10 protein-coding genes are annotated in these 14971 nt (G+C 66.9%); 4 read left to right on the top strand and 6 right to left on the bottom strand.

The window, feature by feature from the left end:
- A partial coding sequence (locus tag WAX14_RS05600) for an alpha/beta fold hydrolase (RefSeq protein WP_422627099.1) occupies nt 1–581 on the bottom strand: 581 nt, incomplete at its 3' end.
- A 163-nt stretch (nt 582–744) separates the two neighbouring features.
- Here WAX14_RS05600 and WAX14_RS05605 point away from each other — a divergent pair.
- From WAX14_RS05605 to WAX14_RS05620, 4 genes are all read left to right on the top strand, one after another.
- Nucleotides 745–1986, top strand: a complete 1242-nt coding sequence (locus WAX14_RS05605) for an HRDC domain-containing protein (RefSeq protein ID WP_422627100.1) — start codon at nt 745–747, stop codon at nt 1984–1986.
- A gap of 287 nt (nt 1987–2273) precedes the next feature.
- Nucleotides 2274–3491 carry a thiolase family protein gene (locus WAX14_RS05610; RefSeq protein WP_422627101.1) on the top strand — a complete coding sequence of 406 codons (1218 nt, stop codon included), beginning with the start codon at nt 2274–2276 and terminating at the stop codon, nt 3489–3491.
- Nucleotide 3492: 1 nt separating this feature from the next.
- Nucleotides 3493–5598 (top strand): 3-hydroxyacyl-CoA dehydrogenase NAD-binding domain-containing protein, encoded by a 2106-nt coding sequence (locus tag WAX14_RS05615; RefSeq protein ID WP_422627102.1) that lies wholly within the window; start codon nt 3493–3495, stop codon nt 5596–5598.
- A gap of 200 nt (nt 5599–5798) precedes the next feature.
- Nucleotides 5799–7196: a sugar porter family MFS transporter gene (locus WAX14_RS05620; RefSeq protein WP_422627103.1), complete on the top strand. Its 1398-nt coding sequence runs from the start codon at nt 5799–5801 to the stop codon at nt 7194–7196.
- Between the two features lie 121 nt (nt 7197–7317).
- Here the strand turns inward: WAX14_RS05620 and dxs are convergent, their stop codons facing one another.
- The 5 genes from dxs to WAX14_RS05645 form a co-directional block, all read right to left on the bottom strand.
- Nucleotides 7318–9261 (bottom strand): 1-deoxy-D-xylulose-5-phosphate synthase, encoded by a 1944-nt coding sequence (dxs, locus tag WAX14_RS05625; protein WP_422627104.1) that lies wholly within the window; start codon nt 9259–9261, stop codon nt 7318–7320.
- Between the two features lie 203 nt (nt 9262–9464).
- Entirely contained in the window at nt 9465–11036 is a 1572-nt protein-coding gene (locus WAX14_RS05630) for an MDR family MFS transporter (RefSeq protein ID WP_422627105.1), read from the bottom strand.
- The gene (locus WAX14_RS05635) at nt 11036–11497 is read right to left on the bottom strand and encodes a MarR family winged helix-turn-helix transcriptional regulator (protein WP_422627106.1); all 462 of its coding nucleotides are present in this window, start codon (nt 11495–11497) and stop codon (nt 11036–11038) included. Before WAX14_RS05635 ends, WAX14_RS05630 begins: the two co-directional genes overlap by 1 nt.
- 133 nt (nt 11498–11630) lie before the next feature.
- The gene (locus tag WAX14_RS05640) at nt 11631–12923 is read right to left on the bottom strand and encodes a class I SAM-dependent RNA methyltransferase (protein WP_422627107.1); all 1293 of its coding nucleotides are present in this window, start codon (nt 12921–12923) and stop codon (nt 11631–11633) included.
- The gene (locus tag WAX14_RS05645; protein WP_422627108.1) at nt 12920–14920 is read right to left on the bottom strand and encodes an APC family permease; all 2001 of its coding nucleotides are present in this window, start codon (nt 14918–14920) and stop codon (nt 12920–12922) included. The genes WAX14_RS05640 and WAX14_RS05645 overlap by 4 nt, the downstream gene beginning before the upstream one ends.
- Nucleotides 14921–14971 lie beyond the last annotated feature (51 nt).

A 14971-nucleotide genomic window follows, 5' to 3' on the forward strand; every position in this document is an offset into this window, starting at 1 on the left:
GGGGTGGTGCTGCGGAACTCCCGCAGTGCCCATTCCCGGTGCCGCCCGTCCGGGTCCGCGGCTGCGGGCGGCAGCGGCCCGGCACCGGGCCGGAGCCGATTCATGTAGACATTGAGGGTCTCGAGCGCGATCCGCTCGCGCGGTGTCCGCTTGAAGGCCGTGGTCCCGGCGCACAGCACCATCCCGGCCACCCGGTCGGGGTGGGCGCGGGCGGCGAGCTGCGAGACCAGCGACCCCATCGAGTAGCCGACGACGACGAACCGGTCGAGTTCGAGCACGTCGGCCAAGGCCACGATGTCGTCGGCGCAGTCCTCCAGGGTGAAGCGGTCCGATCGGATCCCCCTGCCGTGCCAGCGCTGATCGAAGGCGACCACCCGGCCCTTCGCTGCCAGCAGATCGATCACCGGGTACCAGGTCAGCGCGGCGGTGCAGCCGAGTGCGTGCAGCAGGATCACGGTGGGGCGAGCGGTCGCACTCTCGGGACCGGTGTCGATCACGTGCGCCGTGCCGCGACCCGGGATCTCCACATCCCGACCCGGCGGCAGAGCGCCGACCGGCGCAATATTTCCCCATGTGGCCATGAAGCGGTCCCCTCCGTACATCCCGAGTAATTGAAACGTGTTCTAGAATAGCCGAGGCTCGGGTTCGCGCACACCATTTCTGGACACTTGTCCGTTCACTGTTCCACGTTCCGCCCGGTGGCCTCGAACGGATCGGCGCCGGCGCGACGTAGAGTCGGTGACCATGGCGAATCCACCGACGGACCCCGATTCCCCCGCACCCGCCACCGTGCCGCTGCTCACGCCGTCGGACGGGTTGCCCGAGGTCGTCGACTGCCCACGCATGGTCGTCGACGCCGCAGCCCGACTGGCCGCCGGTTCCGGCCCCCTCGCCGTCGACGCCGAGCGCGCCTCCGGTTTCCGCTACTCGAACCGGGCGTATCTGCTGCAATTCCGCCGGGCCGGAGCCGGAAGCATCCTTGTCGACCCGATCCCGATGCCCGGCGACCTGGGGCCGCTGGCCGAGGTGATCAATCCGCTCGAATGGGTACTGCACTCCGCGGATCAGGACCTGCCGTGCCTGTCCGAACTGGGTCTGCGGCCCAAGTCGGTGTACGACACCGAACTGGCCGGCAGGCTCGCCGGATTCGACCGGGTCGGGCTCGCCGCGATCGTCGAACGCATGCTCGGATTCGAGTTGCGCAAGGGCCACGGTGCCGCGGACTGGTCGACCCGGCCGTTGCCCGAGTCGTGGCTCAACTACGCGGCGCTCGACGTGGAAATTCTCGTCGAGCTACGCGACGCGATGGCCGACGAACTCGAACGGCAGGGAAAGTCCGCGTGGGCCGCCGAAGAGTTCGAACACGTACGGTCCGCAGGACCGCCCGCGCCGAAGCCCGACCGCTGGCGGCGCACGTCGAAGATCCACACCGTCAAGGACCCCAGGCGCCTCGCGATCGTGCGGGAACTGTGGACGACCCGCGACGAGATGGCCGCACGCCGCGACATCGCACCCAGCCGCGTACTCCCCGATTCCGCGATCATCGCGGCCGCCGAGGCCGATCCGCGGAGCGCCGAGGACCTGCGGGTGCTGCCGGTGTTCGGCGGACCGCGGCAGCGGCGACTCTCCCGAACGTGGCTGTCCGCGATCGAGCGTGCCCGGGCGCTGCCCAAGTCCGAGCTGCCGCCGCTCACCCAGCCGTTGACCGGCCCCCCGCCGGCGAGCCGGTGGTCGCGCCATCATCCGGAGGCGGCGGCTCGGCTGACCGCCGCCCGCGCGGAGATGACCGCGATCAGCGAGACCGTGCACGTTCCGGTCGAGAACCTGGTCGGCCCGGAACTCGTGCGGCGGTTGTGCTGGGATTGGGATCCTGCACCCGGTATCGACACGACCGACTACATCGCGACGCGGTTCGCCGACGGTGGTGCCCGGTCGTGGCAGCGCGAACTCGTGGCACCGAGACTGGCGAAAGTCCTGACGGCCTGACCCGGACGACCTGACCGGGACGACACGGTGCTCAGGCTCTCGCCGCAGCGGTCCGTGGCACTGCCCGAAGCTCGGTCGACACAGAGGGTCGGTACAGAGTGACGTGATCGACACTATCCGATCACAAGGCCGCAACGACGCCACCGTCCTGCGGCGGAGGTGATAAGTTACCCGGCGGTAACGACGAGTAGGCTCCGAGGGTGTCGGACCGCCCACGATCCGGAACCGACCCGCTCGTCGCGGACTGTGACGAGACGAGAGCATCGCTCCATCAGGAGGAATCTTCCGTGGCTCCAACCACATCGACCCAACGCAGTGTCGTCTTCGTCGACGGCATCCGCACCCCGTTCGGTAAGGCCGGGGCGAAGGGCATCTACGCCGAGACCCGCGCCGACGACCTCGTCGTCAAGGCGATCCGCGAGTTGCTGCGTCGCAACCCGCAGCTTCCGCCCGAGCGCGTCGACGAGGTTGCCATCGCGGCCACCACCCAGACCGGCGACCAGGGCTTGACCATCGGCCGCACGTCGGCGATTCTCGCGGGTCTGCCCGAGACGGTTCCCGGCTTCGCGATCGACCGCATGTGCGCCGGCGCGATGACCGCCGTGACCACCACCGCGTCCGGGATCGGCTTCGGTCAGTACGACGTCGTCATCGCCGGCGGTGTCGAGCACATGGGTAGGCACCCGATGGGTGAGGGCGCCGACCCGAACCCCCGATTCCTCGCCGACAAGCTCGTCGACCCCAGCGCGCTGGTCATGGGAAACACCGCCGAGAACCTGCACGACCGGTTCCCGTCGATCACCAAGGACCGCACCGACGCCTACGCCGTCGCCTCCCAGAACAAGTACGACGCGGCGAAGAAGGCCGGCTTCATCGCCGACACCCTGACGCCCGTCGCTACCCGGTCTGCCGCCGGCTGGGGTTTGGCCACCGAGGACGAGCCGCCGCGCCCCGGCACCACGGTCGAGGATCTGGCACAACTCAAGACCCCGTTCCGCACCGCGGGCCGGATCTCCGCGGGCAACGCCGCCGGCCTCAACGACGGCGCGACCGCGTGCATCCTCGCCGGCGAGGACACCGCCGCCGAACTGGGTCTGCCGGTCGGCATGCGGATGGTCGGGTTCGCCTTCCAGGGCGTCGACCCCGCCGTCATGGGCATCGGCCCGGTCCCGGCGACCGAGAAGCTGCTCGCCCGCACCGGCCTGACGATCGAGGACATCGGCCTGTTCGAGATCAACGAGGCGTTCGCCGTGCAGGTTCTCGCGTTCCTCGAGCACTTCGGCATCGCCGACGACGACCCGCGGGTCAACCTGTGGGGCGGCGCCATCGCGTGCGGTCACCCGCTCGCCTCCTCCGGTGTGCGCCTGATGACGCAGCTCTCGCGTCAATTCGCGCAGAACCCGGACGTCCGCTACGGCCTGACCACGATGTGCATCGGTCTCGGCATGGGCGGCACCGTCATCTGGGAGAACCCCAACCACGCTGACTACCAGGCGGGAATCTGACATGACCGACATCTCAACAGCTTTCGCCGACGAGGTCGTCACCAACGCGTACACGAAGCTCGTGTCGGTGCCGGGTATCGAGGGCAAGGTCGCGCTGATCACCCTCGACAACGGCTTCGACCACACCAAACCGAACTCGTTCGGCCCCAAGGGCCTGCTCGCGTTCGACGCCGCGCTCGACGAAGCGTTCGCCGCGAACCCGGCCGCGATCGCCGTCACCGGTAAGCCGTTCATCTTCGCGGCGGGCGCCGATCTCAAGGGTGTCCCGGCCGTGACCACCCGCGAGCAGGGACTCGAACTCGGGCAGCTCGGCCACCGGGTGTTCGGCCGGCTGCGCACCTCGCAGATCCCGACGTTCGCATTCGTGGGCGGGCTCGCCCTCGGCGGCGGCCTCGAAGTCGGCCTACACTGCCACTACCGCACCGTCGCCGACAACGTGCCCGCACTCGGCCTGCCCGAGGTCATGCTCGGCCTGGTCCCGGCGTGGGGCGGCACCCAGCTCCTGCCGAACATCATCGGCCCGGACAACGCCGTCACGCTGATCCTGGAGAACCCGCTCAACAACGGGCGCACCATCCGGGCGAAGCAGGCCGCGCAACTCGGCTACGCGGACGTCGTCTTCGGTTCCGCCGATTTCCTCGAACAGTCCCTGCGGTGGGTCGCCGAGGTTCTGGCGGGCGAGATCACCCCGGCCCGCCCGGAGATCGACCGCGGTGCCGGCTGGGATGCCGCGATCGGTCGTGCCAAGGCCCTCGTTGCCGGCAAGACCCGTGGTTTCGCGCCCGCCGCGAACCTCGCGATCGAACTGCTCGAGACCGCCCGCGGCACCGACATCTCCGACGCCGCCTCACTCGCGGCCGGATTCGCCGCCGAGGACGAGGCACTCGCCGACCTGGTGCTCTCCGACGAACTGCGCGCCGGACTGTACTCGTTCGACCTGGTCAACAAGCGTGCCAAGCGCCCGGCCGGGGCACCCGACAAGTCGCTGGCCCGCAAGATCACCGGCGTCGGTATCGTCGGCGCCGGCCTCATGGCCAGCCAGCTCGCGCTGCTGTTCGTCAAGCAACTGAAGGTGCCGGTCATCCTGACCGACATCGACTCCGAGCGTATCGACAAGGGCGTCGGCTACGTCCACGCCGAAATCGACAAGCTGGCAGGCAAGGGCAGGCTGTCGCCGGACGCCGCCAACCGTCTCAAGGCACTGGTGTCCGGATCGCTCGACAAGGCCGCCTTCGCGAAGACCGACTTCGTTATCGAAGCCGTCTTCGAGAACATGGACGTCAAGAAGAACGTGTTCGCCGAACTCGAGCAGCACATCACTCCCGAGACGATCCTCGCGACCAACACCTCGTCGCTGTCGATCACCGAGATGGCCTCGGATCTGCAGCACCCGGAGCGGGTCGTGGGCTTCCACTTCTTCAACCCGGTCGCGGTGCTGCCGCTGCTCGAGATCATCAAGGGTGAGCAGACCGACGACGCTACTCTCGCAACGGCCTTCGCGACCGCGAAGTCGCTGCGCAAGTCGGCGGTGCTGTGCGGCGACAAGCCGGGCTTCGTGTTCAACCGCCTCGTCACCCGCACCCTCGGTGAGGTCATCTCCGCGGTCGACGAGGGTACCCCGTTCGACGTGGCCGACAACGCGGTCGCACCGCTCGGTATGCCGATGAGCCCGTTCACGCTGCTCGCGCTCGTCGGACCGGCAATCGCGCTGCACACCGGCGAGACACTGCAGGCCGCCTACCCGGACCGGTTCACCCCGTCGCCCGGCCTGTCGGCACTCGTCGATGCCCGCAAACCCGGTGTGTGGACCTACGGCGAAAACGGTCAGGTCGTCGACCCTGAGGTCGCTGCACTGTGGCCGCAGGGTGACAAGCCCTCGACCGCCGACGAGGTGCTGGACCGCACTCGCCGCGCGTTCGCCGAGGAGATCCGCATCATGCTGGAGGAGGGCGTGGTCGCAGCCCCCGAGGACATCGACCTGTGTCTGATCCTCGGCGGTGGATTCGCGTTCTGGAACGGCGGCATCACCCCGTACCTGGACCGCACCGGAACCTCGGAAGCCGTGAACGGCAAGCGTTTCCTCGAGCCGGGGATTGCCAGCGTCTGACGCTGCCCGCACCGCCCGACGACGGCGCATCACCCCGCGGTGATGCGCCGTCGTTGCGTAATCCGCCGTGGGAGCGAGCCTGTCGGGCGTAGCGTGACATTCGTCTTGCACAAGCGCGGCAGCGATGCCCGACGAAAGCAGGTGCGCGATGACGGTAGGTGCGCGATGACGGTAGGTGCGCGATGACACAACCTTCCGATGTGACACAGCCTTCCGGCGGGCACGCGGCCAAGGTCATCGCCGTGACGGTCGCCGCGGCGGTCGGTGGATTCCTGTTCGGTTTCGACAGTTCCGTCATCAACGGTGCGGTCGACTCGATCCAGGGCAACTTCGGGCTCGGCGACTTCTTCACCGGATTCGTTGTCGCGGTCGCCCTGCTGGGATGTGCCGTCGGTGCCTGGTTCGCCGGTGCCCTCGCCGACCGGTGGGGCCGCAAGAAGGTGATGCTGCTCGGCTCGGCGCTGTTCACCATCTCGTCGGTCGGGTCCGGATTCGCGTTCAGCGTGCCGGATCTGATGCTGTGGCGTGTCATCGGTGGCATCGGCATCGGCATCGCCTCGGTGATCGCACCGACCTACATCTCGGAGATCGCACCGGCGCGTTACCGCGGGAGCCTGGCCTCACTGCAGCAGCTTGCCATCACTGTCGGCATCTTCTCGGCGTTGCTGTCCGACGCGGTGTTGCAGAACGCCGCCGGCGGCCCGTCGAACGACCTGTGGTGGGGGCTCGAGGCGTGGCGCTGGATGTTCCTCGTCGGCGTGATCCCCGCGCTCGTGTACGGAATTCTGGCGCTGCTGATTCCGGAGTCACCGCGTTACCTCGTGGGCAAGAACCTGGACCGGGAGGCCGCGCAGGTCCTCGCCAACATCACCGGTGAACTCCGTCCGGATGAACGCGTTCACGAGATCCGGCTGACCCTCCGTCGCGAATCCACCAGCTCGTTCGGCGACATCCGAGGTCCCCGATTCGGATTACAACCGCTGGTGTGGGTCGGCATCATCATGGCGATCTTCCAGCAGTTCGTCGGTATCAACGCGATCTTCTACTACTCGACCACACTGTGGAAGTCTGTGGGGTTCACCGAAAACCAGTCGTTCACGACCTCGGTGATCACCTCGGTCATCAACGTGGCGATGACGTTCGTGGCAATCCTGTTCGTCGACCGTATCGGCCGTCGCATTCTGCTCATGATCGGCTCGATCGGGATGTTCGTGAGCTTGCTCCTCGCCGCCATCGCGTTCTCGCAGGCCGTCGGCGAGGGCGACAACGTCGAACTGCCCGATCCGTGGGGCGCAGTCGCGCTCGTGGGCGCCAACATGTTCGTGGTGTTCTTCGCTGCCACGTGGGGGCCGATCATGTGGGTGATGCTCGGCGAAATGTTCCCCAATAGGATGCGGGCGGTCGCTCTGGGCTTGAGCACGGCTGCGAACTGGATCGCGAATTTCACTGTCACCCTGGCGTTCCCGCCTCTGACGAGCACGGTCGGATTGTGGTTCCTCTACAGCCTGTTCGCCCTGTTCGCACTCTTGTCGTTCTTCTTCGTCCGCGCGAAGATCCCGGAAACGAAGGGCATGGAACTCGAGGACATGCACACCTGACACCGCGGTGGTCCAGGAACTGCAACGATCCCGATACGCGGTCTGTCCCCGGGTAATTGCCCGGGGACCGACCGCATTGCCCCTGAATCAGCTGTTGCCCTGAATCAGCTATTGCCCTGAATCAGCCGACGCCGCGCTTGCGCTCCTCGACCGATTCCGTCGGATTCGCGGGTTCGGTGGCATCGAGACCGGCGACCCATCCCGTGACGCGACGAGCAACGTCCTGTGCGGTCAGTCCGAGCTCCTGGTGGATCTGGCCGCGCGAGGCGTGATCGAGGAACCGCTGCGGCACACCGAGTTCCCTGGTGGGCACGTCGATGTCGGCATCGCTGAGTGCCGCCGCAACCGCGGAACCGACACCACCGTGCACGCCGCTGTCCTCCACGGTGACGACGACACGGAACGCGCGGGCGAGTTCGGTCACCGCGGCCGGCACCGGCAGCACCCACCGCGGATCGACGACGGCCGCGGTGATGCCCTGTTGCGCGAGCCGTTCGGCAGTGTCGAGTGCCAGTCCAGCGAACGCGCCGACCGCCACGAGCAGTACGTCACCCCTGCGATCCTCCGGGATCCGCAACACGTCGACGGTGCCGTCGAGACGTTCGAGCGCCGGGATATCCTCCCCGACTGCGCCTTTCGGGAATCTCAGGGCGGTCGGCCCGTCGTCGATCGCGAGCGCCTCACCGAGTTGCTCCCGCAGTGTTGCGCCGTCGCGGGGTGCGGCCACGCGAATTCCCGGCACGATTCCCAGAAGGGAGAAATCCCACATGCCGTTGTGGCTGGCACCGTCGGAACCAGTGATGCCCGCGCGGTCGAGCACCAGGGTGACCGGCAGTTTCAGCAGGGCCACGTCCATGAGCAACTGGTCGAACGCCCGATTGAGGAACGTCGAGTACACCGCGACGACCGGGTGCATTCCCCCCAGCGCGAGACCCGCCGCGGAGGTGACCGCGTGCTGCTCGGCGATACCGACATCGAACATTCGGTCGGGGAAGCGTTCCCCGAACTTCGCAAGGCCCGTGGGTCCGGCCATCGCAGCGGTGATCGCGACGATATCGCGACGGTCCTGCGCCCGCGCGATCAGTTCGTCGGAGAACACCGACGTCCAATCCGGCGCCGTCACCAGCGAAGTCGACCGACCGGTGAGTGGATCCATGACTCCGGTCGCATGCATCTGATCGGCTTCGTGGTTCTCGGCCGGCGCGTACCCGGCGCCCTTACGAGTGACCGCGTGGACGAGCACCGGTCCCCCGTACGCCTTCGCACGACGCAACGCGCCCTCCAGCGCGAATTCGTCGTGGCCGTCGACAGGTCCGAGATACTTGATGCCGAGATCGGTGAACAGCACCTGAGGGCTGACCGCGTCCTTGATTCCGGCCTTCATCCCGTGCAGCACCGAGTATGCGGCCGGGCCGATCCACGGCAACTTCTTCACGAAGCGTCGACTGTTGTCCAGAATCTTCTCGTAGCCGGGCTGCATCCGCAGGGCGGCGAGGTGATCGGCGAGGCCGCCGATCGTCGGTGCGTAGGAGCGGCCGTTGTCGTTGACGACGATCACCACCGACCGGTCCTTGCCCGCGGCGATGTTGTTGAGCGCCTCCCAACACATACCGCCGGTGAGGGCGCCGTCACCGACGACCGCGACAACGGTGCGGTCGCGCTGCCCAGTGAGCGCATACGCCTTGGCCAGGCCGTCCGCATAGGACAGGGCCGCCGACGCGTGCGACGACTCGACCCAGTCGTGTTCGCTTTCGGCGCGACACGGATAGCCCGACAGGCCGCCTTGCTGGCGCAACGTGTCGAATCGGTCGGCCCGGCCGGTGAGGATCTTGTGCACATACGCCTGATGTCCGGTATCGAACAGGATCGGATCGTGCGGCGAATCGAAGATGCGATGCACGGCGAGGGTCAGTTCGACAACACCGAGGTTCGGGCCGAGGTGCCCACCGGTAGCGGAGACCTTCTCGACGAGGAATCGACGGATCTCGCCGGCAAGTTCCTTCACTTCGACGGGCGTGAGGCGCCGTACGTCCTCGGGCGACTGGATGCGGGAAAGGACACCCAACTGGTTCTGCTCCCTCCGACTCGACTCGCGCGACACCGCGCAAGCAGTTCCACTCAGTCTACGGAGCACGCGGAGCACTCCTACCCTCACACCTCCCCCACGGCGGGTCTCACATCGAGGCTATCGCCTCATCGGGGCGCATTCGTGAGTTTCCTCACAGGGTAAGCCCGACGGTCCGTGTCCGAAGGTGTGCCGGCCGCATCTCAGGAGACCGTGACCGGTTCCTTCTCCTCGGGAACAATGTCGATGGTGGTTCGCAGTGTGCGCTTCGGGATGAACACCACCGCGACGAGCGTCACGACCGCGAATGCGGCGGCAACGAGGAACAACCGTCCCGTGGCGTCTCCGTAGGCGGCGCGGATGATCGCCGCGACCGGTTCGGGCATCGCCCCGAGGTCGAGGTTGCCTCCACCCGTTCCCCCGCCTGCGTCGATTCCGAGTTTCGCGAATCCCTCCGCCGACAAGGTGGCAACCCGGCTGGCGAGGATGGAGCCGAGGACGGACACTCCGATAGCTCCGCCGAAGGTACGGAAGAACGCGACCGAGCTACTGGCGGCACCGATGTTGCGCACGCTGACGGTGTTCTGGACCGCGAGCACCAGATTCTGCATGAGCATGCCGGTGCCGAGGCCGATGATCGCGATGTACAGACCGATCAACCACAACGACGTGGCGTGGTCGATGGTGCCCAGCAACGCGAATCCGACGAACTGCAGGATGGCACCGCCGACGAGGAACGCCTTCCATTCACCGAACCGGGTGATCAACTGACCGGAAACGACGGAGGAGACGAGTGTGCCCAGGACCATCGGGATGGTCAGCAGGCCCGCTTCGGTGGGGCTGAACCCGCGCGCGGTCTGGAAGTACTGGCCGAGGAAGGTCGTGGCACCGAACAGTCCGATACCGACGGCGATGGACGCGATGATCGCGAGGCCGGTGGTGCGCTCGGTGATGATCTTCAGCGGTATGACCGGGTCTGCGACCTTGGATTCGACGATCACGGTGGCGACGAGCAGTGCGAGGCCGACCAGTACATACACAGCCGATTCGGTGGAGACCCACGCGAAGCTCGAGCCCGCGAACGAGACCCACACGAGCAGGACGCTGACACCGGCGGTGAGCAGGGTCGCGCCGAGCCAGTCGATGCGCACGTCGCTCTTGCGTTCGGTGGTCACGTGCAGGGTGCGCTGCAGCAGCACCAGCGACAGCACCGCGATCGGCACGCACACGTAGAAGCACCAGCGCCAACCGAGCGGGCTGTCGACGATGACGCCGCCGAGGATCGGCCCGCCGGACATCGCGACCGCCATGACGGCACCCATGTATCCCGAGTACCGGCCGCGGTCGCGCGGCGGGATGATCGTGCCGATGATCGCGACGACGAGCGCGGTCAGGCCGCCCATCCCCAAGCCCTGGACGACGCGTGCGGCGAGCAGAACCGGCACGTTGTGGGCGAGACCGGCCAGTACCGACCCGGCGGCGAAGATCACGATCGCGGACTGCACCAGTGTCTTCTTGTTGAACAGGTCGGCGAGCTTGCCCCAGATCGGGGTGCTGGCGGCGTTCGCGAGCAGAGCGGTGGTGATGACCCACGCGTACTGGGTCTGACTCCCCTGCAAGTCGCCGATGATCGTGGGCAGCGCCGTCGCGACGATGGTGCTGCTGAGCATCGCGGTGAACAGCGCGGCGAGGAGACCGGCGAGTACCTCGAGAATTTCCCGATGAGTCATCGAGTCGCCGGGTTGCACTCCCGGCGCAACTGCTGGTGTGGTCATCAAGCGGTCCTTCGTGCGTTATCGGTATGAGTGGGTGCAAGCGTGTCGTTGAGGCGACCGAGCATGCGGAGCACACCAGCCATTTCGGATTCGTCCCAGTCGACGAGCGCCTCTTGCAGCCGGGCTGCGCGGCGGTCACGTACTCCGCGGAGCACCTCGATGCCGGCGTCGGACACCCGTACCCGGTGTGCCCGTTTGTCGTCGGGATCGGGGTTGCGTTCGACGTAGCCGTGTTCGACGAGTTCGCCGATCTGACGGCTCAGTGCGGACTGGCTGACACACATTTCGTTGGCGAGTTCACTGGGTCGGCATTCGCCGGTGCGCCGCAGCAGGAAGAGCACCCCGATCAGCGCGGTGGGCAGGATTTCGTCCTCCATGTGCGACATCGTGGTCCGGATCGTGCGGCCCAACATGAAAATCACGTCGACGAGCGCGCTCGCGGTATCCGGGTGAACAGCCATTCGACTACTCCGTTTCGACACCGACCAATTGCTTGCGACATGCAACTATATATTAGTTGATTGTTGCAAGCAATTAACCACAAAACGGGCGAACCCGGCGCGGGTGGTCCGCGCCGGGCTTCGGCACCGCCGATCAGCGCGTGAACAGTGCCACACACTCCACATGATGGGTCGACGGAAAGGCCGCGAACACCCGCAGATCCGCGAGTTCGAAACCGTGGGACCGATACCGGCCCACATCGCGGCCGAAAGACGCGGCGTCACAACCGACATGCACAATCCGGCGGGGTGCCGCCGCCGCGATCGCCTCGATCACCTCGCGACCCACTCCCGCCCGTGGCGGATCCAAGACCACCACCTCAGGACTCGGCAGATCCGCGACCGTGCGCTCGACCCTGCCGTGATGGAACCGCACCTGTGGCAGATCTGCCAACGCCGCGGCGCCGTCGTCGACTGCCCCGCGCGACAGCTCCACCGAATCGACCCGGCCGGCCTCGCCGACCTGATCGGCCAGCACTGCCGCGAACACCCCGACTCCGCCGTACAGATCCCAGGCGGTCGCTCCCGCCGAGACATCGGCCCACTCCCCCACAACCGTCGAATAGGTCGCGGCGGCACCCCGATGGGCCTGCCAGAAGCCCGTCGCAGACAGCGTCCACTCCCGCGACCCGACCCGTTCGACGACACGTCCCGACCCTTCGATCACCTTTTCGGCACGCGGCGCACTCGCTGCCGCGCGCCGCGCCGACGCGCCACGGCGACCGGGACTGCGCCGGCCCGTACGTGAGACGTGCGGGGGTGCGATCTCCACGACATGCCGGTCACCATCCGCATCCAGAACCACCTGCAGTTCGCTACCGGGCTGCCACACCCGGTCCGTCAGCCCGGAATACGCGCGTGCCTCGATCTGCGAGCACGCGAGATCGGTCTCGACGTCGTGGCTGTGGTGCCTGCGGAAACCCGGATTGCCGGCTCGGTCGACCGCCAGCCGCACCCGGCTCCGCCACCGGGTACCGTCGGCCTCTCCACCGGGAAGCAGTTCGACGTCGATCTTCCGGTCGACGCCGCCGAGCCTGAGCAACTGTTCCGCCACAACCGCCGCACCGATCCGCTGCTGCGCGGGCACACTCGCGTGGGACAGATCGCAGCAACCGGCACCTCCCGGTCCCGAGATCGGGCACACCGGACTCACCCGGTCGGGCGATGCCTCCAGGATCTGCACCGCATCGGCGAAACAGAACGATCCGCCACGATCTTCGGTGACGACCGCGATCACCCGCTCCCCGGGTATCCCGTGCCGGACGAACACGACGCGACCCTCGTATCGCGCGACGGTCGAACCACCGTGAGCCGGGTTGCCGAGAACCACCTCGATCCGACGACCCGACCAATCCGTACCCGCGACCTGACGTTCGTGCCGGCTCACCGTTGTTCCTCCAGATCGTCGATTCCGCGGCGGACCGCACCGGGCGCGGAGTCGATTCGCTCCTTGCGCACACCCGCCGACGAGTGCAACTGCCACGGCACACTCGTCACCATCACACCCGGCTGGAACAGCAACCTGCTCTTCAACCGCAGCGCACTCTGATTGTGCAGGATCTGCTCCCACCAATGTCCGACGACATACTCCGGGATGAACACCGTCACCACGTCTCGTGGCGAATCGCGCCGAACCCGCTTGACATATTCGAGCACCGGACGGGTGATCTCCCGGTACGGCGATTCGACGACCTTGAGCGGCACGGTGATGTCGCTGTTCGCCCACTCGCGCACCAACTGACGAGTGTCCGTGTCGTCGACATTGACGGTGACCGCTTCGAGGGTGTCCGGGCGGGTCGCCCGCGCGTAGGCGAGTGCCCGCATCGTCGGATGGTGCAGCTTCGAGACGAGCACGATCGAATGGGTGCGGCTCGGGAGCACCCCGTCCCATTCGGTGTTCTCGAGTTCCTCGGCGACCCGGTCGTAGTGTTTACGGATCGCCTTCATCAGGCCGAAGATCGCGACCATCGTCACGATCGCGATCCACGCGCCGGCAACGAACTTCGTGATGAGCACGATGACCAGGACGGTCGCGGTCATGACCAGGCCGATCGTGTTGACCACCCGGGACCGCACCATCCGCCGGCGTTGCTCGGGATCGGTTTCCGTGGCGAGGTGCCGGGTCCAGTGCCGGATCATCCCGGTCTGACTCAGTGTGAACGAGACGAACACCCCGACGATGTACAGCTGGATCAGGTGGGTGACCTCGGCACCGAACACCCACACGAACACGATCGCCACACCGGACAGGAACAGGATTCCGTTGCTGAACGCGAGGCGATCACCGCGGGTGTGCAACTGGCGCGGCAGATACCGGTCCTGGGCCAGCACCGAGGCGAGTACCGGGAATCCGTTGAACGCGGTGTTGGCGGCCAGCACGAGGATGAGGGCGGTGACGACGGTGATCAGATAGAAGCCGATCGGGAAGTCGTCGAACACCGTCTCCGCGAGTTGCGCAATCAGTGTCTTCTGGTGGTATCCCTCCGGGGCGCCCTGCAACTGCCTCGCCGGATCTTCGGCGATGACGATGCCCACCTTTTCGGCGAGCACGATGATGCCGAGCAGCAAGGTGACCGCGATCCCGCCGAGAAGCAGCAGTGTCGTCGCCGCGTTCCGCGACTTGGGTTTGCGGAAGGCCGGTACGCCATTGCTGATCGCCTCGACACCGGTCAGTGCGGCGCAGCCGGACGAGAACGCCCGCGCGATGAGGAACGCGAAGGCGATCGCCGTCAGATCCGAATGCTCGGCCGTCAACTCGAACCCGGCCGATTCTGCCTGCAGGTCATCCCCGAGCACGAAGATGCGGGTCAGACCCCAGACGAGCATGACGACCATGCCGACCATGAAGGCGTAGGTGGGGATCGCGAACGCGCCGCCTGCCTCACGCAGCCCGCGCAGGTTCACCGCGGTCAGAATCGCGATCGCGGTGATCGCGAACAGGACCTTGTGATGCGCGACGAAGGGCACCGCCGAACCGATGTTCGCCGCGGCCGCCGAGATCGACACCGCCACGGTCAAGACATAGTCGACCATCAGGGCGCTGCCTACGGTGAGGCCGGCGGTCGGGCCGAGGTTGACCGTCGCGACCTCGTAATCGCCACCGCCGGATGGATAGGCGTGCACGTTCTGCCGGTAGCTGGCCACGACAACGGCGAGCACAATCGCGACCATGACCCCGATCCACGGGGCGAAAACGAACGCCGACATTCCCGCGAGCGACAGGACGAGGAAGATTTCCTCGGGCGCATAGGCCACCGACGACAGCGCGTCCGACGCGAAAACCGGCAGAGCGATTCGCTTCGGCAACAGGGTGTGACCGAGCGTGTCGCTCCGGAACGGCCTACCCAACAACAACCGCTTCGTGGCGGTCGACAGCTTGGACACTCGCAAAGCGTAAGCCGTCGGACGACGGCCGCACTGCGGACCCGGCGCGCT

The sequence above is a fragment of the Rhodococcus sp. (in: high G+C Gram-positive bacteria) genome, from assembly GCF_049299235.1.
Lineage (GTDB): Bacteria > Actinomycetota > Actinomycetes > Mycobacteriales > Mycobacteriaceae > Rhodococcus.